Raw genomic sequence first — 25,709 nt, forward strand, 5'->3', positions numbered from 1 at the left:
CATTACTCAACCCCTTCGTTGACTGGGAAGCGATCGATGAGCGCGATCGCCCGAAGCGCGTTGGTTTGAATCGGTCTAGCCGCATGGGGAATGTGAGGAATTTGCGACAGAAAATCGAGGGTACGGCGCAAAATCCGCACCACATCGCCTTCATCTAAGCTGGTATTGGCGCAGAGTTCTGTCCATTCGGTGCCTAGGGCCCACTGCTCGACCAGTCCGATAAAATCATATTCGAGCCAGACAGGGAGGGTGACTTGGTGACGACGCTGAAGCTGAAAAAGCTGTCGCCGAATGCCTCTGAGTTCGCTTAGGGCATCCTCGACCTCCGAAGAAACGTCGCAGCGAGTCCAACTATCGGGGCGAGAGACCTCAGTTACCAGAGCTGCACAAGCGGCTGCTAGATGGTGGGGATCAAGGTGGTCAAGATCACCCGACATGATGGCCAATCCGAGCCAAAGTTCGTTGTCTCCCCGAATGGCAGCGGTTGCTTGCCCTAGATCGGTTGGCATGAGTCCCTGGAGACATCCAAAACTTTGCAGAATGGTAATCAGGCTGAGAAATTCTTCCCAATGGCGTTGGGCTTGGCGATCGAGCTTTTCTTGGCGATCTTGAATTTCTGCTTTGAGGGTTTGAATGCGTCGCTGCCGTTTCATCAAGTAGCTGCGATCGCCCCAGGCGTGAACCGGATGAGACTCAATTTGGGCATGGACGGCCTCCATGCGTTGCAGTTGGGCGTAGACTTCGGGGGCATCTTCGTCTGAGCCGGGGACATCGGGAATTTTGCGAGCGATCGCGTCGGTTATTTCGTTACCGCTGCGAGACTGACCGGGTTTGGGTGGCAAATCTGAGGGCGGTAAAATTTCGTCTACTTCACGCAATCTGGGAATATCACCCCGTAAATTCACTACATCGCCGACGGTTGAGATGTACCAGCGATTGTTTTGCCCCAAACAGACGAGATAGGGGAACTGCCCAGATCCCTGAACTTTGGTTACTAAGACCGCTGGAAGGGGATAAGCCATCCGCACATGGTCGCCTTTGAGTGAGACGAGGGTTCCGGCGACAGCAAACGAGAGGGCGATCGCCAGTTCTCCGGAGTGCATTTCGTCGGCTTGATGTTGCAGCGTTTTGAGCAGGCGCTTTTCTTCTTTGAGGCGTTCTTGCAGTTTTTCGTATTGCTCCATCAGCTTCCAATCGACCGAGGCAACCTGGGCTTCGAGTTGGGCAAGTTCGGCTTTGGCGCGATCGACTTCTTGCTGCTGAGGACGTAGATATAGCGTGGAGAGATATTGTCCAAAACTGCGCTCAACGAGTTCTTTGGCTTCGTCAATGGTGTGGGTTTGCAGGAGATTGAGCACCATTCCGTAGCTGGGTGTGAACTGACTCACCAGGGGGTCGGCTCCCGTTGTCGCCAGATAAGAGGCTTCTTTTGCGCCTTCAAAGGGCGTTTGGACGGTCACCACATAGCCTTCCTTATCCATCCCACGTCGGCCAGCCCGTCCTGCCATTTGCAGAAACTCTGAGGGATTTAGCAGGCGATGACCCAAATCGGTACGTTTGGAGAGGCTGGAGATTACGGTCGTGCGGGCAGGCATGTTGATCCCGGCGGCCAGGGTTTCTGTGGCGAAGACCACTTTGATCAGCCCTTGTTGAAAGAGTTCTTCGACCAGTCCTTTCCAGGCGGGCAAAATCCCAGCGTGATGGGCGGCGATGCCTCGATAGAGTGGCTCAACCTGTCCAGCCCGGCCAGCATCTGGATTTCTGCTGAGGAATTCGTCGATCGCCTCCTTTAGTCGCGCCGCTTCGGACGGATTCACCAGAGATAGCGGCCCCAGATTTGTCACCGCCTGATCGCATCCCTTGCGGCTAAAGATGAAGTAGATCGCAGGCAGCATGTCTTTTTCGCGTAGCTTGCTCAAGACAAAAGCAATGTTGGGGGCTTCGGGTCGGGGTGCGCCTCGCTGATTGGCTCCTTTGGGTCGATATTGCCCGCGTTTGGGCTTGAGGCGGGGGTTAATTTTTTGCTGGTCGTCGTCTAGTAAAGGAAACAGCCCTTTAGTATTGCAGAAAGAAAAATGGAGTGGCACAGGGCGAAAATCTGAGTAAATCAGATCAGTCGGGCCGTGAACTTGAGCAATCCAATCGGTAAGCTGATCGCTGTTGGCCACCGTAGCCGAGAGGGCAACGAGTTGAATCTCAGTTGGGCAGTAAATAATCGACTCTTCCCAGACCGTTCCGCGCTGGCGATCGTTCATGTAATGACATTCATCCAGCACGACGGCTTCGACCCCGGTGAGGGAGGTGCCCACTTCTCCGATCGGCGTTCCGTAGAGCATGTTGCGAAAGATTTCGGTCGTCATCACCAGAATTGGCGCGTCTCGGTTGATCGACACATCCCCGGTCAGCAGGCCCACTTTATCGGCTCCAAACTGATCCCGAAAATCACGGAGTTTTTGGTTAGACAGCGCTTTGAGCGGCGTGGTATAAAAGACGCGACCATTGCCCGCCAAGGCCCGATGAATGGCATATTCCCCGATCAGCGTTTTCCCCGAACCTGTGGGCGCACAGACCACAACGGACTTGTCTGCATTGAGCGCATCGATCGCCTGTCGCTGAAAGTCGTCTAGCTCAAAGGGAAATAGGGTTTGCAGATCAAGCCGAGCCGAGGGAGGGGAATTGTTCACACCCAAAAGTCCGAGAAGGTTACTGGAATCAGCCGAATTACCTGAGATTTGGGCAAAAGTTTCAGCAATTTGCTGAGAAACTCGCCGTCTGTGGTAGACGCTAATCTAAATATTAAACCCTTCTGCTAAGACCTGTAGAAAAGCTGAACCCAGGATTTGCAGCGTCTTGAGTCAGCAGTCTATAACGATCGCGAAATTCAGAAAAAAATGGAGTAAATTGTTTTATGCTTTTAGTCCCTTGTGGAAAACGACAGAAGACTAAAGGATGATCGTCTCGATGCTGTCTTCTGTTTGGCTTCACAGTTTGGTGGTCAGTTAGAGGTTTAACCGTGGAAATTGCGATCGAAAGTCTCTGGTCTCAGGTGCTAGAGCGGTTACAAGTTAGATTGAGTCGCCCCACGTTTGAGACTTGGATCAAAACTGCGATTCCAGAACAGCTTGACGATCACTGTCTGGTTTTGCGAACGCCGAATCCGTTTGCGCGGACTTGGATTCAAAAGTACTACATGAAGACGCTCACCGAGGTTGTCCACGATGTGTTGGGGCGGGCGGTTGAGATTCACATCACGGCCGCTCAAGGCGAAGATGGGATGGACATTGACTCTGAAATGTTTTTTTACCCGTTGCCGATCGAGGTGAGTGTTCCTGATCCCGCGCCTTCTGGTCAACGTCGCAATTCTGACCTCAATCCGAAGTACATTTTTTCGCGTCTGGTGGTCGGGCCCAACAATCGGATGGCGCACGCGGCTTCGCTGGCCGTTGCAGAATCTCCGGGACGCGAGTTTAATCCGCTCTTTTTGTGTGGCGGTGTCGGGTTGGGTAAGACGCATTTGATGCAGGCGATCGGGCATTATCGGTTAGAAATTTGCCCCAATTCTAAAGTTTTCTACGTCTCGACTGAGCAGTTTCAAAACGATCTGATTGCCGCGATTCGCAAAGATAGTATGCCGAGCTTTCATGAATTGTATCGGGCGGTAGACGTGCTGTTGGTAGACGATATTCAGTTCATCGAAGGTCGGGAGTATATGCAGGAGGAGTTTTTTCACACCTTCAACACGCTGCATGAGGCGGGAAAACAGGTGGTTTTGGCTTCCGATCGTCCCCCAAATCAAATTCCCAAACTTCAAGAGCGCCTTTGCTCTCGGTTTTCAATGGGGCTGATTGCTGACATTCAACTCCCCGATCTGGAAACGCGCATGGCGATCTTGCAAAAGAAGGCGGAGTATGAAAACATGCGTCTGCCGCGTGAGGTGATTGAGTACATTGCATCAAGCTATACGTCCAACATTCGAGAGCTAGAAGGGGCGCTGATTCGAGCGGTGGCCTACATTTCAATTTCGGGTCTGCCGATGACCGTGGAGAATATTGCGCCTGTGTTAAATCCGCCCGTTGAGAAAGTTGAAGCGTCTCCCAAGGCAGTGATCATGACGGTAGCGGAGGTGTTTGGTGTGTCGATCGACGACCTCAAAGGCAATTCTCGCCGCAGAGAAATCAGCGTGGCTCGACAGATTGGCATGTATTTGATGCGGCACCACACCGAGTTGAGCCTGCCCAAGATTGGGGAAGAGTTTGGCGGCAAAGATCACACCACGGTGATGTATAGCTGTGACAAAATTTCTCAACTCAAAGAGAACGATCCGAGTATGGCTCAAACCTTGAGACAGTTGGGCGATCGTATTAATCTAGCCAGCCAGCCGCGCAAATGATTTTTAGGATCGTGAATTAACGTCAGTCTCCACTGAACGCGCACCATCCGGAGGGACGAAACAAATCTACGGTTTCTCAGAAGTTCGACGATTTTTTCGCTGCCGTGTTCAAGTCTTCTGCCCCGCAAGCTGTCAATTCTGGGGGACTTCATGACCAGATCCGTAGTTCAAAGCTCTCACTCGTGGGGGTTTAACTTGCTCGCCCAAATAGCTTATTCAAGGAAGTACCTTCACAGGCTTGTTGGAGGGCCGAGGTGATTTTTTGGGAGTGGGGGAAGGCGGCAGTTCGATATCTGGCTCTAGCTCACTTGAATCTAGCTGACTGAGCAGTTTGATAATCTGGGCACGGCTAGTCGGTCTTTCTTGAGGCTGTTTTTTGAGCCATGCGATCGCGCTCGATCGGCTTTGTCGAGCGGCCAAAATCAATGCGCCCCAGGTTTGCACATCCTGTCGGACGGGATTGATCCGCAGTGCTGCACTGACTCGCTTCCATAAGCGGCCCGAATCTGTCTTTAACAAGCTGGCCACTTCATTCAGGTCAGTTGGGTTTTGTAAAAGCTGTTGTGCCCTAAACCATCGACCATCTGTGAGATTGACCAGGGCTTGTTGTCCGGCACTGACCCACGGTTTTTCGGCTTGCGATCGCGTCACTTGAGCATGTTTTTCTACCAAAGTCATTTGAGCTTGAGCGGTTAAAGTCCACTCTGAAGGGTTGCGCTGCTTGACCGATTGCAGAATTTCTAAAGCAGTAGACCACAGACCATTTTGAGCCAGATAGAGCGCATCGACGTAGGCTCCATTCTCTAAAGCAGGCTTTTTGAGGTCGATCGGCTGAAGAACGGGGTCAGACCCTTTGCGCGATCGCAGTTGATACACTTGAAAGTCGGGTTCGAGTCCGACGGTTTGATTGACCGATAGCTCAGATGGGTTACCTTTGGCGGGTTTTTGCCAGGTCGGAGGTTCTCCGGGGGGACTTGTCCAACGCAGCATGACGCTCAGGCGAATGCGATCGGGGTTGTAGTGAATAACTTGCCCATAGGTAACAGCGTTGTCCCCAGCATCCATCTGTCCGCTTAGATTGAGCCAGGTGCCCCGTGGAGTGGTCTTGTCTTCAAAGCGCTGTAAAGTGCCCAAAGGAAGCGCGCGATCGGCGGACTGATATCCAGGTCTGGCTTTGGCGATCGGGGCAACGACAAACGATTCTTCTAGCTCATCGACGTTCATCTGACTGATCATCTGTACGGTGTCTCGCGATCGCCCACGGGAGTTGTTGACCGGACGGTAGACGCGCAGTTCAGTAATGCGATCGCAGTTGAGATCACAGTTTTCTTTGCGCTTCAAAACGGGCAGCAAGAGATCGGTTGCTTTGGTGTTGGATCGTTCGAGCAAAATCGGATCGCCTGTTGTCAATCCTGCTTTTTTGAGGGCTGCTTGCACTTCTGCTAGCGTTCGCGGTTCATCGGCTCCGACGGGAATTTTTGCCCCTGCGGGAAGATATTGATTGAGCCAGACAACCGATCGCGGATCGACAATAAACTGCACACTAAACCAGGCACTTCCGGCGACTAACCCGGCTGCACCAATAAGGACGACGATCGCGCCTACGGTGCCCCACCGAATTCGCAAAAGTGTTCTGGAAATGGAATGGTATTTCATGCCCGATCGCGACCAAGTTTAGAGGGGGATTGTTACACGATGGTATACGCGAAGAAAGAATTTTGGACTAAGTTTTGACGGAATTGTTGACTTTTGCGCTTTGCCTCGATCTTTAGGGAAAGTGTTGACTCAGGCGTTCTTTTGCAAGCACTTTCTGAAATGAGAGATGTGCTGAGTGTATGGAACGGTGACAGGGTGAAGACGACTCCTAGTGAATTCCTAGTGTGGAGGTAAGCCGATGTCAAATTTATTGCAAGAAGCCTTGAATGGATTGGCGGCGATCGCGATTGTAGTCGGAAGTCTCGCCATCGTGGTGGTGCCCATAGAGTTAGTCAGACGCTCAGACCTCAAGCAAAAGAAACGCCTCGCCATTCGCACCTATGCCAAACGCCTAGGCCGATTGCTCCGTGCCCGCTATGGGTCACAAAAGAGCTACACACCTGCTCAAGTCAAAAGTATGACTAAAGAGTGGGGATATAGTACTCGTCATGATTGCTATGGGTTAGCGATGTATTGTGATGCGGTTAGCTTTGTGGACTATCACCGAGCGATCGGAGAGTCTTGTAATTATGAATTAATGCGCGGCGAGATCAGGGATTGCTTGTTTCTGGCTGACTCTGCATTTGATATCTCGGATGTGATTGATGCGGGGACTAATTTTGACCAGAGTGGACATCATTATCCCGATCACGGTGGAGATGGCAGTGGGCATCCCGATCACCAGTCCGGCGACTACAGCGGACATCACGATTATGACTTTGGCAACCACGATGGGGGGCACGACGGCGGAGACTATTAACCGTTTGGAAGAGCACCTAGCCAAAGACTCTCATCCTGCTAAAGCTTCTTCATAGAGTCGTCCGGCTTGCTCCCAGGTGTAATCGGCTTCGATGAGCGATCGTCCCGCTTGTGAAAGCTGTTCTCGCAGGGATGGGTCTTCAAATAATCGCCCGATTGCTTGTACATAGTCTTCGACTCGATTGGCTCTCAACGCCCGCAGCGGAACGTCTGATCCATCGACGGTCATGCCTTCTAAGCCACGATCGCTCGATACGACTGGCGTTCCGGCGGCCATTGCTTCTAGCGTTTTATTTTTGATTCCATATCCCGTTCGCATGGGGATGACGCAAACCGTTGCTTGATGAAGATAATCTGACATTGAGGGAACGCGACCTGTAACCGTAATACCGGGACGATCGCCCAGTTGCAGCACTTCTGGAGTCGGACGCGCCCCCACTAATGCCAGCGTAGTGTCGGGGTATTTTTGCTGTAGGACGGGCAGAATTTCTAAACTCAAAAATTGCACTGCGTCAATATTCGCCAGGTTATCCATCGCGCCAATAAAGATCAGTTTGTGACCACCTGGATCAGCCGTCCGATAAGGAAAGTCAGCAAAATCAACTCCGTTGGGAATCACTTGAAACTGAGCCGTTGGATTGAATGCTTGCAGTTGCGATCGATCTTCCTCAGTCGTCACGACAATGTTGGTAAATTTTTTGCAGTAGCGTTGTTCGTAGCGTTTTAGAAGCGGCAAATTTAAGCGATCGCGCAGTGTGTTTTCTGAAGTTCCCGTTTGCAGTTGATTTTTGCAAGATCCGTAAACAGAACTGTGAACATTCACAACTGTGCGGTGTGTTTTTCGAGATTCGGGACGAACGTAAATTTCGTTGACGCTGTGTTCACAGGTGATTACATCATATTTTCCCGACTGCATCGCTCGATCGACATATTCCTGCATCTCTGGCAGATAGCTAGACAAGACATTGGGCGGCGTTCCGGCGTTGAGAAACGTGGCAAAACGACCCAGCTTATCTAAAAATTTTTGAGTCGGCACTGTGTCAGGGCGAGCAAACACCACTAATTCTGAAACCTGATCATGCAGCGCTGCGACTTCAGTATCCGTGGTTTGGGGCGGTCTTTGAGTCAATAAGGTGATTTGATGGTGCTGGCTGAGATATTTGAGCAGATTAAAGGTGCGAACCTGAGTTCCTCCGCCTGTGGGGGGATAGGGAAACGTCGAGGAGAGCATCAAAATATTCATAGTTTGAGGAGCGATCGCATACAACGTTTGATGACGGTCTGCAACCAGAGTTCCCTAAAATTTTTGGAAGTCCAATTTTATGAACTTGATCCGTCGATCGGGTGCCAGCGCCAATCTATTGTAGTGCCGCGATTCAGATGAGGTGAACGATGCCCAATCAAGAATGTCCTCACTTTAGCAATGCGCTCTTTAACGACATCCCACAAGATGGTCGATCGAATTATTTTTCTCCTGTCTGGGAGCAAGTTCTCAGCAAAGTTAAGATTCACAATTTGTTGGATGCAGGCTGCGGAACGGGGGTCTTTTCTTGCGCGGTCAAACCTCAAATTACAGGGCAACTGATTGGCATTGATGCCAGTCGTTTTGCTTTAGAAAAAGCAAGGCAATATGGATTTGATAAAACTCATTTGGTAAAAGACTTCTGCACTCAACCTTTTCCCTTAGAGAATGCGTCTGTTGATTTCATTCTTTGCAAAGATGTGTTTGAGCATCTTCTTGATCCATTACATTTGCTAAAAGAATTTAGACGAGTTTTAACCCCAAAAGGTTATTTATTAATTAACGTGTCCAATCATTTTCCTTTGATGGCTAGGATCAAGTTTTTATTCACTCAAGATATCGGCACCTGGAACTATTTTCCGAGTGCAAACTGCTGGAATTTTCCTCACATTCGATTTTTTAACTATAAGACCGTTTTAGAGTTTTTATCTCAAGAGAAGTTCGACCTGATTGAGAATTACTGTGGCTTTTTTCCAAGTGTTCCTTTAACAAGGCTGTGACGACGATTACCAGGAGCGATCGAGAAACGATTAGCCGCTCAAAATCCAACTCAGTTTGCTGAGGGACTGACAATATTGGTGCAATATTAGTGCAGTAGAAAACGTTTTAGAAGAGAGCTATTTCTTTATTCATCGATTAACCATCCTTAATCTTAGCCTCTTGCCTTGACGTTAAAGTTAAATCAGGGTTAGCCTCATGTACATCCTTTGTGAGCCAAAAGTTAGACGCTATTTTGGTTAATCAAAAACGGTCAAATCATGATTCAAGTATTGATTGATACCTTAATTTAAGAGCTTGCTCCCAGTGTCAAACTTTTCGTCAAACCTTCTACAACTGCTCGACTTTCTACCTTTACTCAGCGAGTTTTAAGTAAGTATGTCTAATCTGCGCGATCGCCCCCCGTCTGAGCCGACCCGCAACAGTGGCAACGGTCTACGTGGCTTCTTGTATGGAATATTATTTACTGCTCTGATCGGTATCGGCGGAGCCGCCTACTTCTTCTTAAATCAGCGCCGTCCTGCGGCTACCGAAGTCGTCACCCCACCCACCACCGCCGTTTCGCCCCAACCTACTACAACGGTCGCTCCTAGTCCACCTGCTGCCTCGGTGGATAGTGGATCGCTCCCAGCCGCTCAAACTTTAAATCTTCAGGCTAACCATCCCAACGGCTCGACTTTGCGCCTGACGCAGCTTACGTTTGCAGAAGATAGTATTACGGCAAGCATCGCGATTACCAATGGTTATAAAGAGGCGATCAAGTTAAATGGCTCTGATGATATGCTGCTTTCGGACAGTTTAGGAAATCAGTATAATCTCGCCGCTCCACCGGAGAATTCTGAAATTACAATTCAACCGGGAACGACGCTCAAAGGGCAGTTTGTCTTTAAGGGACGCATTGCCCCAGGAAATAATACAGTCACGCTAACAACCAATTCTAAATTTGGTAATGATGCATCCTTTAGCACCTCTCCAAAATTTGTTCTTTCTAATATTTCGATCGGAGACACGGCCAAATGATTGAGCGACCGTTCATTTTGGGTGCGATCGCTTCGTGGTTACTGCTAACAGTTTTCGCGTGCTCAAAGCAACCCGAAAAAGCTCCTCAAACGACTACAATTACTCAAACAAGTCAGCCTGCGGTCACTCAGTTAGAACCTCCTCAAGCGATCGCCAGCACTCAACTCGAAGTTCAGCAACCTTTGCAAACTACAACAACTAGCGTTCAGGTTGAGAAGACGCTTTCAGAATTGCAGGCCGAGAAAACTAGTAGTGGAATTCGGATTAATTTGCCCGAAAACATTTTGTTTGACTTTGATAAATCTGAACTGCGACCCACGGCTAAACCGACACTTGCCAAACTAAGTTTGTTGTTAAAAAACTATAAAAACGCTCCGGTTGCAATCAACGGCCACACCGACAGCAAAGGCAGCGACGAATACAATCAGACGCTATCTGAGAAGCGTGCGGAATCCGTCAAAACTTATTTAAGTCAGAACTTTGACATTAATACCAACCGTCTTGAATCTCAGGGATTTGGTAAGAGTCAACCGATCGCGCCCAATGCGAATCCTGATGGTTCTGATAATCCTCAAGGCAGGCAAAAAAATCGTCGAGTTGAGGTGATTATTCGCAATCAAACAGCAACAGGTGGCTAATCATTTAGAGATCGAAAAGAAAAGAAGCATGGGGCTAACTTTTTTCTTGTTTTTAGCTTTTCACCTAACTTCATCCAAACAGATTTCCATCTTTTACCTCATTTTTCATTCGAGAATTGCAAGAGCAAGATGGAATTTCAATTGCTTTTCGCCACTCAATCGAAATCGACAGAAATTTCGACCTTTTAGAGGAAACTACTGATCCTTCTGCGAGAAATCACTTTTGCTCCATAAAAAATAGCTGAAGTTGAAGAGGTAAGGGGAAAATTTCGGGGGAGCATCCGGAGCAGGTTGCGATCGCCCTGAAGCATTTTCTCAGTACATTCACATTTTTGAGAGCCTCCTGCCACAAATTAAGGAGATTGTCATCCGGGTTTGTCGGCTACCTGAGAAGACTTTCAAGTTTTACGATTGAGGCGCTGTGGACGTGCAATTTGGCAGATTCATAGTGTTTCATTCAAAAGGGAGCTTTTTTTATGCGATCAAGAGGCATTTATACGCTGGCAAATGATGGGGTGTACGACCAACTGGTTGCTCTCCTCAACAGTATCGAAGTTAACGTGGGTTCTGATATTCCGGTTTGTGTTATTCCGTTTGATGATCGTCTCGATCGCGTCAAGCAAGCTATTCGCACTCGTCCCAATGTGACATTGTTTGACAATCAGGAATCCCTCGATCGTTGGGAAGAATTTGCGCGTCAATTTGCTCAAGCTCACCCCGAAGCCAACCGCACTCAGCAATCACATCCTCGCTGGTATAAGGGACATTTACATCGAAAGTTTGCGGCATTTGATGGCGTTTTTGACGAGTTTGTTTTTTACGATGGTGACAGTTTGGCGATGAAGCCAATCGACGATATTTTTGAGAAACTACAAAGCTACGACTTTATTTTTAACGATTGGGAACACAAAAAATCTCGTGAAGTTGCGGCTCTAAATATCGCAGAAATTGAACGATCGAGCGATCTTAAAGAATCGGAAATCCGTCCAAAGTTACACTGCTCTAGCTTTTTTGCATCGAAGCGAGGATTGTTCGATCGCCAGGAAATTGCTTCAATGAAAAATCGCCTGATTAACCACCAAGAAGCGTCCTGGGTGAACGGACAGGGCTGGTGGGATGATGCTTTTTTGTTTAACTACATGACGCTAGTTTGTAACCGTCCACAGTTTAACTTTACGCTCAGTGAAACGGGGAGCGATCGCACCGGAAACTGCGCTAATGTTGACCCTTTTGTGGCAATCAATCACGTTCTTTACAATGAGCAAGGCTTAAAGCCAATTCACCGTATTCACTATATGGGGTATTCGTCTAATAGTTTTGCTCGTTTATGTCAGGGAGAACTGAATGATATTCCCTACAAAGAAGTGTTTTTACACTACCGCTTCTTAAAAGAACCCGAACAAAAACCAGCCTTGTTAAAGCCTGCAAGTCCTATTATCCAAGTCGGTCGATTGCTAAATAAAACTGCGGCTAAAATCAAAAAAGTTTTGCGTTAGAGAAGGGGATTATTTCTAATTAGTTGTTATCAATAAATCTTCGTGTCTATCGTTTATGCCTAAAATTAGCGTCTGCATTCCGACCTTCAATCGTGTATCCCTGTTGCCTCTAGCGATCGACAGCGTACTTCAGCAAACCCACTCAGATTGGGAGCTAATTGTTTGTGATGATGGCTCGATCGACAAAACGCCTGAGCTAATGTCTCGCTATCAAGATTCTCGAATTCGGTACATTCGACACCCTCAAAATGTTGGAAAAAGCAATAATATGCGCTCCGGATTTGAGGCAGCGATCGGTGAATATTTTATCAAGTTTGACGATGACGATCGTTTGACTCCAGACTACTTGCTAAAAACGAGTCAAATTCTAGATGAGAATCCTCAAATTGATTTTGTGGGAACGGATCACTGGGTCATTAATTCTGACAATCTTCGAGACCAAAACGCCACTGAACTCAACTCAAAAAAATGGGGGAGAACAAGTCTTTCAGAAGGAATTGTTGATAACTTACTAGAAGTTGTATTTGTCAAACAGAGCTTTCAAATTGGAGCTACCCTGTTTCGACGTAAGGCTCTTCAAGAGTTAGGTTTCATGCGGGCAAATATTCAAAACTGCGAAGACAATGATCTTCTGGTTCGGTTAGCATTAGCTGGAAAGCGAGCCTATTATTTGCCAGAGCGTTTGATGGAGTATCGATTTCATCCTGAACAGCAAGGAATTGATCGAGCCATTCCCTATCTCAAAGACAAACTCAACTATCTAAAAAGCTTTGAATTTGAATCAGAAAATTTGGAAACTGTGCGGCGATCACGCATTGCAGAAACTCAACTTTTACTAGGATTACGGTTAATTGAAAAAGGAGAGACGGCAACAGGTCGAGATTTGGTCTTAGCAGGTCGATCAAACGCTTCATTCAAAGCCTATTCTGGACTGCTGTTATCTTTTATTCCCTCCTTTGCTCGTCAACAAGCCTTTGAGCTTTTGCGGAAGGCCCGAACATAGTTCAAAATTTGGTTTCTTCTAACAAAACTACTGTTGAACATTAATCAGTGATGAAGCGAATCGCGATGCCCAATTGAGCAATATTTGATTGAACTCATGGAAAAAACAGCCCCCAAAGTTTTTGTTCTAATTCTAAACTGGAACGGTCAGAAAGATACGATCGAATGCCTGGAGTCAGCTAGTAAAATTGAATACTCAAACTACGAAACAATCATCATTGATAACGGCTCGATCGACGATTCAGTCATCGTCTTTAAAGAGAAATTCCCTAACATCAAGCTTCTAGAAACAGGAGCAAATTTGGGATTTTCTGGCGGGAATAATGTTGGTATTGAGTACGCTTTAGCCCACGGTGCTGATTATGTTTTCTTATTGAATAATGATGCGATCGTCGATCCTCAAGTTCTCTCAACGCTGGTCGAAGCAGGCGGGCAAAACTCAAAAGCAGGCGTGTTGGGTTCAAAAATCTACTTCTATAAAGAGCCGAATAAAGTTTGGTTTGGGGGCGGAGAATGGCTAGGCAATCAGGCGGAGTTTAATCATATTGATTATGGGAAAATTGACGAATTAAAACCTGAGTTGCCCCCTCAAGAGATTGATTTCGCCTGTGGCTGTGCCTTCTTTATGAAAGCTGAAGTGATTAAAGAAATCGGTCTGCTCGAAGATAAATTCTTTTTGATGTGGGAAGAATCTGACTGGTGTTATCGAGCCAGGAGAGCGGGCTATACCTGTCTTTTAGTCTCTGCTTCAAAAGTCTGGCACAAGATTTCGGCGAGTTTTGAGGGAGGAAATCGATCGCCCCACTATGAGTATTTTTGGTGGCGAAATCGCTTTCTCTGGATCGAACGCAACGCCCCTTCTACGATCGCTGCCCTTCAGTTCTATGCATTTGCCTTTAGAGGCATTTATCGTGAATTACGGAACTATTGGAATCCCCAAACAACCGATCGTCAAAGATTGGCTAAAAAAGCGGCTTTAGAAGGCATCAAAGATTACTTTTTGCGTCGATTTGGTAACTGTCCTGAGTGGGTGATCTCAGCAGCAAGCCAAAAATAAAGACACCTGTTACTTGGGCTTGACTACCCACACCGAACAGGGCGCATCTGCAACAATTTGACCGCTGACTGACCCCAACAAAATACGCTGCATTCCGGTCAAACCTCGGCTACCAATCACGATCAAATCAGCATTATAAATGTTAGCCAACCGAATAATTTCTTCTGCTGGGTCGCCCATTACAATCTCTAATTCGCTGGCACAGGGCAAACTTTTTTGATACGTCTGCAACTGCTTCTCAATTTGGCCATAGGGGAAGCTTTCGAGATCTGCCTGGGGGCGATCTACCATCACATCCACTTCAGCCTCGTTAGCAGGAACGACATAGGAAAAAATCACCTTCATCTCCGATCGCAGGTGCAAATCTCGCAAAGTCTGGATTACTTGTTCAGATTGCGCTTTGGCAAACGATGAAGAATCTCCAACATCCAAAGCCACCAAAATTGTGTTGAGCATGGTCGCACTCCCGCCATCGCGCCAATTCTGTTTGACACGCAGCACTTTCAACCCTACACCTTTCCAAATCTCACTTCAGCCTTCTCGTTGAATCACTTAACACAACTCATTCCCCTTTACATAGCAGAACGAAGTCATCCCTCCCCAAGTGGTGTACTGTAAGGTGAAGAATTATGAACTCCCGTGCAGCAGACTTCTACCGTCTCAAACTCCCCAAGCCGCAGTCAACTCGCCGCCATCCTCTATGATCTCGACGGCACCCTCGTTAACACCGACCCGCTCCACTTTCGAGCCTGGCAAGAAGGATTACGACCCTTTGGGTTTGATATCGACGAAACATTCTACAAAACTCGCATTAGCGGGCGGCTTAACCCTGCGATCGTGCTAGATTTGCTTCCCCAATTGTCCCTAGAAGAGCGCCAAGATTTCATCGATCGCAAAGAGGCTCGCTTTCGAGAATTGGCTCCGCAGCTAATGCCAATGGCAGGTTTGAGCGCTCTGATTAAGTGGGCAACTGATCGTCACCTCAAACAAGCAGTGGTCACCAACGCTCCAACAAAAAATGCTCACTTTATGCTGAAGGCATTGAAGCTAGAAACCACGTTTGATCGCCTGATTGTCTCTGAAGAATTGGGAATTGGTAAACCTGACCCTGCCCCTTATCGACACGGATTGGATGAATTTGGGCTAAACCCTGAGCAAGCGATCGCCTTTGAGGATTCGCCTTCTGGCGTACGATCGGCGGTTGCTGCGGGGATTTTTACGATCGGCATCGCTTCAAGTCAAGATCCTCAAGATTTGTATCAAGTTGGAGCGGCGATCGTCATTCCAGACTTTACTGCTCCTGAGTTGTGGAAAATTTTAGAGTGAAAAATTTGGAACGCTGAGGGCGAAGTTTGAGCTTTTTTCGAGCTTTTAACGATGCAGCATTCGCCCGGATGCGCTGATCGCTTTGATCAAGCTTTAGGCGAGAGCAGAACTTGAGGATTTTGGACTCGATGGAGATTTTGGACAGGGAACTATCACACTTTCTTTCTCGACTTGGCTAGAGTAAGGGACTCCCCAGGACGCAGCCAAAACTTCCATCCAATCCAGTCCAGACTCAATTTCTTCGAGGCTCGTGAAGGCATCAAAGGCCCCCGCAACTTCTATGTGGTGCATGGTCGGTTGATTTGTATTCTGACGATGTTGAAGCAGGGTCTTGAATGAAAATCTCATGAAACGCACCTTAACCTGACTAGTGTTGAAACCGTTGCAGATAAACTGGAATCTTCAGCCGCACAATTGCGTGAAGCCAATGAGGAATCTACGCAGCCTAGTTGCTCATTCTACCAATCTATCTTCCTTAAAGGGCAAACCGGGTTCAGTGAATTTTCAGAAGCTCTTCTGAAAGAATACTTAGAATTTGAAGTCCGCGTCAAGTGTTCTCTCGCGCTCGTGACATTAATCACTAAAACTACAGAGGCTTTTTAAGAATAAATACTGAGACGAAAAGACTAAGAGAAAAAGCTTGGGGTTCTCAACTAATCAAAATAAATATTAGAGTTCGCGGTTTCCTGATCGTCTGAGCCAGGTGACGTAATCTCCATCTTGCAAGCTCAATTTGCTGATCAAGGTTTGGATAGAGACAATCCCTCGATCGCCGACAACTTCTTGAATCGGATACCAGGTACTGCGATCAAAGATCAAGACATCCAAACGAATGTCACGACAGTTAAAAGATCTCACACTATCCGACCAGACTTCCCAAAGACTCCTGGCTTCGGTGCAGTGCATTGTGTAACCGACTGGAATCATCTGCGCCTCGTAACGCATAAAGCCGATTTGAGGAGACAGCCCAGCCATCATAAATCCTTGACTAGACAGCGCCTCATGCAGCAGCACCCAATAGTCACAGCCCTGACGCACATTGACAATGATAGGCTTGGTCGTCAGGTCGATCGTGGCTAACAGGGTTCCAGTTGTGGTCAGCAGGCGATTTGTCCCAAACGCAGGTTCGATCTTTAGGGTTTGATTGGCGGTCAGGATTGCACTTCTAGATAAGAATTGCTCGATCAGAGTCACATCATCGGGGGTGTTCATAGCTCAACGTACAAACGACAAGTCGGTAGACTCCCCAGGTAGAGGTTCGCTCGATTCTATTTAACGTCAGTTCGATGAACGCTTCGCTTCGCTTTTAGATCCAGGAACGCCCCCTAAATCCCCCACGAGTGAGGGACTTTGAACCAGAATTCCTCTCTTAAAGTCCCCCAAAATTGGGGGGTTGGGGGGCAGAAGCCGTGAACAATGAAGCGGAAAACCTCTTATCGAATTCACGTTATTTAGCCTATTTGTTTAACGTAAATTCAACGTAAATTCAATGAGGCTTTTTCGTGTCGTCTTTTTGATGTCTAGTTCGATTGAGGTTTCCGTCAATCTAGAAAGAGCCATGCTTTAGGTATGCGGCTGACGCTTCCGTATTACTCCTGATTTATACTGAAGTATTGTTACATAGTCGGCTCTGGAACGGTGCAAAAATACGGAGTCTTTTGAGAAAAATTGATATTGAATTGATGAAGCTTCTCGCCGTCACGCTTTTCTGACAAAACTAGATTGGCGATCGCCAGTGCGGTATTCTGCTCCTTACTCTTCAAGAATTCGACTTCTTTGCGAAACATTAAGCTTTGTGAGACTCAGCCCTCACAACCGCTTTTGAAGAATCGACAATAGAAATGGAAGCTTTTGAAGCCAGCAATTAGGAGACTGTGGAATATGGTTAGCCAAGCAGATCGCATCTATGAAACCCAAACGCAAGCGATCGCCCGTCAGCTTTTGGCCGCGACGAGAGAGGGGCGCTCTCTGTTTGCCCAGATGCGAGATCAGATGCGTTGGGATGACAAACTGTTGGGCTGGACGATGGGCAACCCCAATCTCAGGGTGCAGCTATTTCGCTTTATCGACTGTCTGCCTGCCTTGAGAAGCAAACCTGAGATCGCCCGTCATTTGCAGGAATATTTGGGCGATGCCAGCGTCGAGTTGCCATCTGCGCTCAAGGGAATGCTCAATTTTGCCAATGCCGCCTCGATGCCGGGACAGGTAGCCGCGACGACCGTTTCTACAGCAGTTGAGACGCTGGCTCACAAGTACATTTCAGGTGAAAACACCAAGCAGGTTCTCAAAACCCTGGAGCGGTTGCGTAAAGACAAGATGGCGTTCACGGTGGATCTGCTGGGCGAAGCGGTGATTACGGAAGCGGAGGCTCAGTCTTATCTCGATCGCTACCTCGACCTGATGACCCAACTCACCGAAGCTTCGCAAAATTGGGGAACGGTGCCTGTGATCGACTTGGCGGACGGGGAGCCGCTCTCAAAAGTGCAGGTATCTGTCAAGCTGACAGCGTTTTATTCGCAGTTTGATCCGTTGGATGCTGAGGGCAGTGAAGCACGGGTGAGCGATCGCATTCGCATTCTCTTGCGGCGGGCTAAGGAGTTGGGGGCGGCGGTGCATTTTGATATGGAGCAATACGCTTACAAGGATCTGACGCTCTCGATTCTCAAGCGGATTTTGATGGAAGCGGAGTTTCGCGATCGCTCGGATTTGGGCATGACGCTTCAGGCTTATTTGCGAGACAGTGAGCAGGATTTACACGATTTGATCGCTTGGGCAAAACAGCGGGGCACACCGTTAACGGTTCGGCTAGTCAAGGGCGCTTATTGGGATCAGGAAACGATCAAAGCGGTGCAAAAAGATTGGCAGCAGCCCGTTTACAATCAAAAGCCTGCAACGGATGCCAACTTTGAAACGATGACAAGACTGTTGCTGGAAAATCACGAGCATTTGTATGCGGCGATCGGCAGTCATAATGTCCGCACTCAAGCTCACGCGATCGCCATTGCCAAAGCGTTAGAGATTCCGCGCCGTCGGATTGAGTTTCAGGTGTTGTATGGGATGGGCGATAAGTTGGCGAAAGCGATCGCCGATCAGGGCTATCGAGTCCGCGTCTACTGTCCCTACGGCGACCTGATTCCTGGCATGTCTTATCTGATTCGTCGTTTGTTAGAAAACACCGCCAACAGTTCTTTTCTCCGCCAAAACCTGGAAGAACGCCCCGTCGAAGAATTGTTAGCGCCGCCGATCGCCGAACCCGCCCCTTCAGAACCCTCCTCACGCCTCACGCCTCACGCCTCACGCCTTACCCCTCTCTTCCAAAACGTGGCGGATACCGATTATGCAGAAGTCGAGGCGCGCGATCGTATTCAAAACGCCTTACAGTCCGTGCGTCAGCAGTTGGGTAAAACTTACTTACCTCTCATTGATGGGGAATACGTCGAAACTGTTGAGAAACTGGATTCTGTCAATCCGTCTCAATTTAATGAGGTCGTAGGACGGATTGGCATGATTAGTGTGGAACAGGCAGAAGGAGCGATCGCCGCCGCCAAAACAGCCTTTCCCGCGTGGCAAAAAACGCCAGCCACTGAGCGGGCTGGAATTCTCAGAAAAGCGGCCGATCTGTTGTCACAACGCCGCGAAGACCTGATCGCCTGGATGGTGTTGGAAACGGGAAAACCAGTCAAAGAAGCCGATGGAGAAGTGTCAGAAGCGATCGACTTTTGCCGCTACTACGCCGATGATATGGAACGGCTGAATCAAGGCTATGCCTACGATCTGCCCGGTGAAACGAACCGTTATCACTATTATCCTAGAGGCATTGTTGTCGTCATTTCTCCGTGGAATTTTCCGCTGGCGATTCCGATGGGGATGGTCGTGGCGGCTTTGGTAACGGGCAACTGTGCGCTGCTCAAACCTGCGGAAACCTCGTCAGTGATTGCGGCAAAAATTACAGAAATTCTCGTGGATGCGGGCATTCCTCGTGGCGTGTTTCAGTTTGTGCCGGGAGATGGTGCGTCTGTGGGTGCCCATTTGGTCAAGCATCGCGACGTTCACATGATTGTATTTACCGGATCTCAGTCCGTCGGCTGTCAAATCTATGCCAATGCGGCCGTTCTGCAACCAGGGCAAAAACATTTGAAGCGCGTCGTTGCAGAAATGGGCGGCAAAAACGCCATCATCGTCGATGAAAGTGCCGATTTGGATCAGGCCGTTCAGGGAGTCATCCAGTCTGCCTTTGGCTATAGCGGTCAAAAGTGTTCGGCTTGCTCACGGGCGATCGTTCTCGACTCGATCTACGACACCTTTTTGAATCGGGTAATTGAAGCTACTCGATCGCTCAACATCGGACTTGCCGAATCGCCCAGCACGCAAGTCGGGCCCGTCATCGATGCCGAGGCTCAACGTCGAATTCGAGACTACATCGAGCAGGGCCGCACCGAAGCAGAAGTCGCCCTCGAAATGCCCGTTCCCGACTCTGGCTATTTTGTCAGTCCAGTCGTCTTTGCCAACGTGTTGCCCTCTGCCAAGATCGCCCAAGAAGAAATTTTCGGGCCGGTTCTGGCTGTCATGAAAGCGCAGACGTTTGACGAAGCCTTGACGATCGCCAACAGCACGCCCTTTGCGCTCACAGGCGGACTCTATTCGCGAACGCCCTCCCACATTGAGCAAGCCCAAGCAGAATACGAAGTTGGCAATCTGTATATTAATCGCGGAATCACAGGGGCGATCGTCGCTCGTCAACCCTTTGGCGGCTTCAAACTGTCAGGCGTTGGCTCCAAAGCAGGCGGCCCTGATTATTTGCTGCAATTCCTGGAGCCTCGCGTCGTCACCGAAAATGTGCAGAGACAGGGATTTGCGCCGATCGAAGGAGCAGAGTAGAAGGGAGGAGGGAGGAGGGAGGAGGGAGAAGGGATGAAATAGATTCGGATTGGTGTTGGGATGGGGCGATCGCAGGTAAAGGTCATCTCTCCGTGGGTGTTCTGAATACAGGAAGAGGGGTAAGCACGGGGGCATTGCCCCTACAATGGATGCTCATTACACCCTGCCTGATAACTAGCCCTCTTTTTTCATCCCTCATCCCTCATCCTTTCCTTTTATGGCCGTGGCAAACTCTAAATCTTTTCCCGCCTGGGCGTTGATATCATTAGTGACGAATGGTTTGCTGCTGGCGACGGTGGCTTTATTGTTGTTGAGAAATGAGTCTCCGAGCAATTCATCGCGGATCAAAATTACGCCGCTTCCTGCTTCGACAACGGATGCTCAAGAAGCTGCTGACATCGTTTCTAAGCTGGAGTCACGACAACAATTGACCTATGAACAATGGGTTGATTTGTTAGACAAAGAAGCGAAGGCTGCGGTCAAAAATAAGCCCGATCGCTTAACCGTTTTGGTTGGGGATTCGCTGAGTTTGTGGTTTCCACCGGAGTTGTTGCCCAGCGATCGTACCTGGCTCAATCAAGGGATATCAGGCGAAACCTCTGCGGGATTGCTCAAGCGCTTGAATCTTTTTGAAAAAACAGAGCCTCAAGCAATCTTTTTGATGATTGGTATTAATGATCTTGTCAAAGGCGTATCTGACCAAGACTTGTTAGAAAATTATCAAAAAATCGTTCAGGATCTCAAAGAGGCTCATCCCAAAAGTAGAATTATTGTTCAATCAATCCTGCCTCACGCTAACAAGTCAACCAACGAAAAACGCGATCGCTTACTCGATATTTCTAACGAGCGAATTCATGACTTAAATCAAAAAATTGCTGCGATCGCTCAGTCCGCCAACGTTTCTTATCTGGACTTACAACCACTTTTTGTAGACAACGAAGGTTACCTGCGATCAGAACTAACTACTGATGGACTGCACCTGAGTTCTCAAGGTTATCTGGTGTGGCGATCGGCGATTCAAACCTTTAGCCAGTTGGAATTGGACACCTCAAAATCCGAAAGCTAGTCCCTACGCTCAATTCGTCCTATGATCATCACTAGTCGCGTCATCTCAAGGAAGCCCGATGGACACCAAAGCATTTAAGCGATCGCTCAACAGTTCTGAAAACTACCACCGCAAAGGGTTTGGTCACGATGCCGAAGTTTCAGACGTGATGGATTCTGAGTACCAGAGCGACCTGATTCAGCAGATTCGCGAGAGTCAGTACACCTTAAAACGCGGCAACGTGACGATTCGATTAGCGCAGGCGTTTGGGTTTTGTTGGGGAGTCGAACGAGCCGTGGCGATGGCGTATGAGACGAGGCAGCACTTTCCCACTGAGCGGATTTGGATTACCAATGAAATTATTCACAATCCCTCGGTCAATCAGCGTTTGCGCGAGATGAATGTGCATTTTATTGAATTGATCGCGGGTGAAAAAGATTTTTCTGGGATTGAGCATGGCGATGTTGTCATCCTTCCCGCGTTTGGGGCAAGTGTGCAGGAAATGCAATTGTTAAATGATCGCGGCTGTACGATCGTCGATACGACCTGTCCCTGGGTTTCAAAGGTCTGGAATACCGTCGAAAAACATAAAAAAGTTGCTCACACATCAATCATTCACGGCAAATATAACCACGAAGAAACGATCGCCACTAGTTCCTTTGCGGGCACTTACTTAATCGTGCTGAATCTGAAGGAAGCGGAATACGTCGCGAACTATATTTTGAATGGCGGCGGTTCGCAGAGCGAGAGGCTTCGCCAACGCACAGAATTTCTCAACAAATTCAAGAATTCAACGTCATTAGGATTCGACCCCGATCGCGATCTACAACAAATTGGTATCGCTAACCAAACCACGATGTTGAAGGGCGAAACAGAGCAGATTGGCAAGCTATTTGAACACACCATGATGCGGAAGTATGGCCCCGATCAACTCAGTCAACACTTCCTCAGCTTCAACACGATTTGCGATGCGACTCAAGAGCGTCAAGATGCCATGTTTGAGTTAGTGGATGAAAAGCTAGATTTGATGATTGTGATTGGCGGCTACAATTCTTCAAACACAACCCACTTGCAAGAGATTGCGATCGATCGTTCCATTCCCTCTTATCACATTGATTGTGTGGATCGAATTTTGTCGAGCGATCGTATCGAACACAAACCTTTGCATCGGGATCTCGAAGTCACCAAAAATTGGCTTCCCGATGGTGAAATCGTGGTAGGCATTACGTCTGGCGCTTCGACACCCGATAAAGTTGTGGCTGATGTGATTGAAAAAATCTTTGCGCTCAAAGCGGCTGTTTCGATGGTTTAGAAGAAGTTTGGAAAGTTGGGGTGATCCGGGGAAAATGAGTCTTGTCACCCCAATTTTTGCTGCATGAATGCTTTAGACTCGCCTCGATCGTTTTACACTCATGCCAATGGAGAAATTTGGTTAGGAGACGCGATCGTTTGGCTAAAATCGCTAGATTCCAACTCGGTCGATCTGGTGTTTGCTGACCCTCCTTACAATCTTAAAAAAGCAGAATGGGACACCTTTGAATCCCAGCAGATCTACGTCGAATGGTCACTAAAATGGATCGAACAAGTTGCCCGAATTCTCAAACCGACGGGCACCGTTTATATTTGTGGATTCTCTGAAATTTTGGCGGATTTGAAGTTGCCTGCTTCTCAATATTTTCAGGGTTGTCGCTGGCTAGTATGGCACTACAAAAACAAAGCAAATTTGTCTAACGATTGGGGGCGATCGCACGAAAGCATTCTGCATTTTAGGAAGACCAAAAAGTTTTATATGAATGTAGAAAACGTGCGGATTCTCTATAGCGAACACACGCTAAAGTATCCCGATCGACCTCAAGCCGAGACGAGTCAATATGGAAGTCATGAAAAAATTTGGCACCCTAATCCCAAAGGCGCAAAACCAAGAGACGTAATTGAGATTCCGACAACTTGTAATGGAATGGATGAAAAAACAAATCATCTGACTCAAAAACCAGAAGAATTAGTCAGAAAGTTTTTGTTAGCGTCTTCTCAAAGAGGCGATGTGATTGTTGATCCCTTTCTAGGCTCCGGAACGACCGCCGTCGTCGCCGAACAATTGGGACGAAAATGGCTAGGCTGTGATCTCAGTGCCGAATATTTAAGTTGGGCAGTTCAGCGTATTCAAATTGCAAAATCGATGTCAGATGAAGAGTGGTTCTGGTTCGATCGCAAAAATGAGGCGCGCAGAAAAAAGATCCGGTGAACGGTAAAGTGAGGGTAATCGATCGCATCCGGACTGCTATGGGCCCTCAAGACGCTAGAACGGTCAGAAGATTTATTTACAGCCTCATTTTTGCCTTTCTCTATTTGATCTGGAGTTTTCCGGCTCAGGCGGGTGTGTTGTCCGATCGAGTGGCTGCTTTTCCTCAATGGCAGTCCAAACCGCCCATCCAAACGGCTCAGGGCGATCTGATCTATCCCACCTGGCTTAAAGGAACCTGGCACGTCACCAGTACGCTCGTCGATTTGGTTGCACCCCTCGCTCCAGAAGTGGTCACTCCCGGCTTTGAGAGCAATCGTGACTATTTAAATCAGCCCGTTAAGTTTGATGTGCGGTTTGTTAAACAAGGGTCTGCCAAAAATCGCATTGCTGCCGCCCTCAAATCGCTGCAACAACGGTCACGAACCCCAGAAGTTGTCGCCGATCGCGCCTTCAATGGTTTGAATTTGGCAAAGGCTTATCTGGGCGATCGAGCGGTTTTGGCGGTCAAAGTCGATCCAGAGTCTCCCAATCGGCAAATTACGCTGTTGAGGGATGATCGTCAGCTAGTGTCGATCGTCAACGCCAGATCTGTTGAAACGCCTGCTTTAAATCAATTCATCACGACAGAAATCTTTCAGCAGATTTTTCGCGGCAGTTCCCAACCCTATCTCAATCAGGTCGAGACGACGACAGCCTATCGGAGAAGTGAGGAGAGAGGAGAAAGTGAGGAGAGAGGAGACAGGAGTGAGGAGAGAAGAACGCCTGCGATCTCTTCGAGTTACCCGCAAGGGGTCGTCGCTGACCAGATGACGGCGGTCTATTTGTCTTCTCAAGATCCTGATTACTTCAAAACGGGCGAAAGACCTGTGGCGCTTTATCGCTATCGACTGGAATTTGTGCCTGTAGAAGCGGTGAGTCTGCCCTCAGAGTGATTTTTTGTAACGTTAGAAATTTGACTCTGTAAGCAATTTACAAGCAATGATTACAGAAGTTTGCAAGAATCGTCAGCAAAGTAAACTTTATTGTCTTTCGAGTCCATCCCAGAAATGCCTTTGCTATTGTCAGAATATTGACGGGTAATTCATCCGGTTCATTTGCTGTCTGAGAATTTACGAGTCATTGCGGCTCTTCCTCAAAAGCAACTCAACACTTTAGACAATCTATCTCAGTCAGCATTTCTGAAAGTCAGGAATCGCTAATCTCCAAATCCGCTCACTCAAACCACCTGTATTCCCTCTTTTTTAGAACCCCAGATGACCTCTTTTCTTAAGCCCTGGAACATAAATCACTATTGCGAACAATGGATTGCTGATTGGTGCCAAGATAACGGCTGGACTGATTGGTTTGTCGAGCGATCGAGCTATTGGGCGTTTCCTCCAAATGCAGTGATGCCTGTCCCGATTCCCACTCAGGTACTCAAGTCCATCAAGGCAGAAAAAGGTCTTAGCACCGAGGAAAGAATCTGGTGTCTCAGCGCTCTTGTAAGTACCGTCATTGCCGCTGCGTCAGGCTATTTTATGTCGTCCCCAATGCCTTTTGTTTTGGCGTTTGCTTTCTGCGCGATCGTCGTTGCTCGAATGGATGACGAAGAATCTTTTCCTTGTTTTGAGGAAGAAGAAATCTAGAATTTCTTAGCAAGTTAAAGCTAAAAAAAGGGGTGAGCCTGGTAGCTTATCCCTCTTTTTTTGGAACAAATTTTATTAGACTAAAGAATGTTTTAACCTTCGTCCTTAATCTTCATCTTTACCCTTCATCAATGACTTGGGCTGACACTTCTACTGCTTCGACATCGATCGTACCCGAAGGAGTCATTCGCTTAAAGCGTCCCTGCTCGACCTGCAACGGCTCCCCACAGCTAGGACATTGAATGTCAGCCTGATTGATGCCCGCAAACTCATAGCTACAAACCGGACAAGCCGCCTGAACCAGGTTTTTCTTGAGCCACCACTGAAACGCAAAAAACGCCACCACCGGAGCCAACAACAGCAGACCCAACAAAACAAAAAACGACTTAATCAACCATCCCAACCCCAGCGCCGTCAGCAACCAGACAAACCCAATCAGGGTCAGCAGGCGACCAAAGCCAGTGATACTCAGTTGAAGATTGTTGAGGCTGTTCTGGTTCACAGCAGACTCCTGGA

23 protein-coding genes are annotated in these 25,709 nt (G+C 48.1%); 15 read left to right on the forward strand and 8 right to left on the reverse strand.

Annotated elements, in window-relative coordinates:
* Positions 1–2: 2 nt before the first annotated feature.
* Entirely contained in the window at positions 3–2,684 is a 2,682-nt protein-coding gene (locus ACKFKF_RS01630; protein ID WP_446866074.1) for a DEAD/DEAH box helicase, read from the reverse strand.
* 329 nt (positions 2,685–3,013) lie between these two features.
* Between ACKFKF_RS01630 and dnaA the strand changes: the two genes are divergently transcribed.
* Complete coding sequence (gene dnaA, locus ACKFKF_RS01635; protein WP_446866075.1) at positions 3,014–4,390, forward strand: chromosomal replication initiator protein DnaA; 1,377 nt, start codon at positions 3,014–3,016, stop codon at positions 4,388–4,390.
* A 216-nt stretch (positions 4,391–4,606) separates the two neighbouring features.
* Here the strand turns inward: dnaA and ACKFKF_RS01640 are convergent, their stop codons facing one another.
* The gene (locus tag ACKFKF_RS01640; RefSeq protein ID WP_446866076.1) at positions 4,607–6,046 is read right to left on the reverse strand and encodes a hypothetical protein; all 1,440 of its coding nucleotides are present in this window, start codon (positions 6,044–6,046) and stop codon (positions 4,607–4,609) included.
* Between the two features lie 238 nt (positions 6,047–6,284).
* On the opposite strand from ACKFKF_RS01640, the gene ACKFKF_RS01645 reads away from it, so the two are divergent.
* Positions 6,285–6,845, forward strand: a complete 561-nt coding sequence (locus ACKFKF_RS01645) for a DUF6559 family protein (RefSeq protein ID WP_446856655.1) — start codon at positions 6,285–6,287, stop codon at positions 6,843–6,845.
* A gap of 30 nt (positions 6,846–6,875) precedes the next feature.
* Here the strand turns inward: ACKFKF_RS01645 and ACKFKF_RS01650 are convergent, their stop codons facing one another.
* Positions 6,876–8,087 (reverse strand): glycosyltransferase family 4 protein, encoded by a 1,212-nt coding sequence (locus tag ACKFKF_RS01650; RefSeq protein WP_446866077.1) that lies wholly within the window; start codon positions 8,085–8,087, stop codon positions 6,876–6,878.
* A 149-nt stretch (positions 8,088–8,236) separates the two neighbouring features.
* Between ACKFKF_RS01650 and ACKFKF_RS01655 the strand changes: the two genes are divergently transcribed.
* From ACKFKF_RS01655 to ACKFKF_RS01680, 6 genes are all read left to right on the forward strand, one after another.
* On the forward strand, positions 8,237–8,866 hold the full coding sequence (locus tag ACKFKF_RS01655) for a class I SAM-dependent methyltransferase (protein ID WP_446866078.1): 630 nt from the start codon (positions 8,237–8,239) through the stop codon (positions 8,864–8,866).
* Between the two features lie 376 nt (positions 8,867–9,242).
* A complete protein-coding gene (locus ACKFKF_RS01660) occupies positions 9,243–9,884 on the forward strand; it encodes a hypothetical protein (RefSeq protein WP_446866079.1) in 642 nt (213 codons plus the stop codon).
* Positions 9,881–10,522, forward strand: a complete 642-nt coding sequence (locus tag ACKFKF_RS01665; RefSeq protein WP_446866080.1) for an OmpA family protein — start codon at positions 9,881–9,883, stop codon at positions 10,520–10,522. The genes ACKFKF_RS01660 and ACKFKF_RS01665 overlap by 4 nt, the downstream gene beginning before the upstream one ends.
* 476 nt (positions 10,523–10,998) lie before the next feature.
* On the forward strand, positions 10,999–12,018 hold the full coding sequence (locus tag ACKFKF_RS01670) for an Npun_R2821/Npun_R2822 family protein (RefSeq protein ID WP_446866081.1): 1,020 nt from the start codon (positions 10,999–11,001) through the stop codon (positions 12,016–12,018).
* Between the two features lie 55 nt (positions 12,019–12,073).
* On the forward strand, positions 12,074–13,021 hold the full coding sequence (locus tag ACKFKF_RS01675) for a glycosyltransferase family 2 protein (protein WP_446866082.1): 948 nt from the start codon (positions 12,074–12,076) through the stop codon (positions 13,019–13,021).
* Between the two features lie 96 nt (positions 13,022–13,117).
* Positions 13,118–14,077: a glycosyltransferase family 2 protein gene (locus tag ACKFKF_RS01680; RefSeq protein WP_446866083.1), complete on the forward strand. Its 960-nt coding sequence runs from the start codon at positions 13,118–13,120 to the stop codon at positions 14,075–14,077.
* 9 nt (positions 14,078–14,086) lie between these two features.
* Here ACKFKF_RS01680 and ACKFKF_RS01685 read toward each other — a convergent pair whose 3' ends face one another.
* Positions 14,087–14,578 carry a universal stress protein gene (locus ACKFKF_RS01685; protein ID WP_446866140.1) on the reverse strand — a complete coding sequence of 164 codons (492 nt, stop codon included), beginning with the start codon at positions 14,576–14,578 and terminating at the stop codon, positions 14,087–14,089.
* 138 nt (positions 14,579–14,716) lie between these two features.
* On the opposite strand from ACKFKF_RS01685, the gene ACKFKF_RS01690 reads away from it, so the two are divergent.
* A complete protein-coding gene (locus ACKFKF_RS01690; RefSeq protein ID WP_446866084.1) occupies positions 14,717–15,403 on the forward strand; it encodes an HAD family hydrolase in 687 nt (228 codons plus the stop codon).
* Between the two features lie 93 nt (positions 15,404–15,496).
* Here ACKFKF_RS01690 and ACKFKF_RS01695 read toward each other — a convergent pair whose 3' ends face one another.
* The 3 genes from ACKFKF_RS01695 to ACKFKF_RS01705 form a co-directional block, all read right to left on the reverse strand.
* Positions 15,497–15,751 carry a hypothetical protein gene (locus tag ACKFKF_RS01695; protein WP_446856664.1) on the reverse strand — a complete coding sequence of 85 codons (255 nt, stop codon included), beginning with the start codon at positions 15,749–15,751 and terminating at the stop codon, positions 15,497–15,499.
* A 321-nt stretch (positions 15,752–16,072) separates the two neighbouring features.
* Complete coding sequence (locus ACKFKF_RS01700; RefSeq protein ID WP_446866085.1) at positions 16,073–16,615, reverse strand: hypothetical protein; 543 nt, start codon at positions 16,613–16,615, stop codon at positions 16,073–16,075.
* A 404-nt stretch (positions 16,616–17,019) separates the two neighbouring features.
* Positions 17,020–17,190 carry a hypothetical protein gene (locus ACKFKF_RS01705; RefSeq protein WP_446866086.1) on the reverse strand — a complete coding sequence of 57 codons (171 nt, stop codon included), beginning with the start codon at positions 17,188–17,190 and terminating at the stop codon, positions 17,020–17,022.
* A gap of 94 nt (positions 17,191–17,284) precedes the next feature.
* On the opposite strand from ACKFKF_RS01705, the gene pruA reads away from it, so the two are divergent.
* From pruA to ACKFKF_RS01735, 6 genes are all read left to right on the forward strand, one after another.
* Positions 17,285–20,281: an L-glutamate gamma-semialdehyde dehydrogenase gene (pruA, locus tag ACKFKF_RS01710; RefSeq protein WP_446866087.1), complete on the forward strand. Its 2,997-nt coding sequence runs from the start codon at positions 17,285–17,287 to the stop codon at positions 20,279–20,281.
* Between the two features lie 223 nt (positions 20,282–20,504).
* Positions 20,505–21,347, forward strand: coding sequence for an SGNH/GDSL hydrolase family protein (locus ACKFKF_RS01715; protein WP_446866088.1), 843 nt, complete (start codon positions 20,505–20,507; stop codon positions 21,345–21,347).
* A 58-nt stretch (positions 21,348–21,405) separates the two neighbouring features.
* On the forward strand, positions 21,406–22,638 hold the full coding sequence (locus ACKFKF_RS01720) for a 4-hydroxy-3-methylbut-2-enyl diphosphate reductase (RefSeq protein ID WP_446856669.1): 1,233 nt from the start codon (positions 21,406–21,408) through the stop codon (positions 22,636–22,638).
* Between the two features lie 63 nt (positions 22,639–22,701).
* Positions 22,702–23,568, forward strand: coding sequence for a DNA-methyltransferase (locus ACKFKF_RS01725; protein WP_446856670.1), 867 nt, complete (start codon positions 22,702–22,704; stop codon positions 23,566–23,568).
* Positions 23,569–23,606: 38 nt separating this feature from the next.
* Positions 23,607–24,500: a DUF6816 family protein gene (locus ACKFKF_RS01730; RefSeq protein ID WP_446866089.1), complete on the forward strand. Its 894-nt coding sequence runs from the start codon at positions 23,607–23,609 to the stop codon at positions 24,498–24,500.
* A gap of 321 nt (positions 24,501–24,821) precedes the next feature.
* On the forward strand, positions 24,822–25,193 hold the full coding sequence (locus tag ACKFKF_RS01735) for a slr1957 family protein (RefSeq protein ID WP_446866090.1): 372 nt from the start codon (positions 24,822–24,824) through the stop codon (positions 25,191–25,193).
* Between the two features lie 118 nt (positions 25,194–25,311).
* Here the strand turns inward: ACKFKF_RS01735 and ACKFKF_RS01740 are convergent, their stop codons facing one another.
* Entirely contained in the window at positions 25,312–25,695 is a 384-nt protein-coding gene (locus tag ACKFKF_RS01740) for a DUF2614 family zinc ribbon-containing protein (protein ID WP_446856673.1), read from the reverse strand.
* Positions 25,696–25,709 lie beyond the last annotated feature (14 nt).

Source organism: Phormidesmis sp. 146-12, assembly GCF_052939495.1.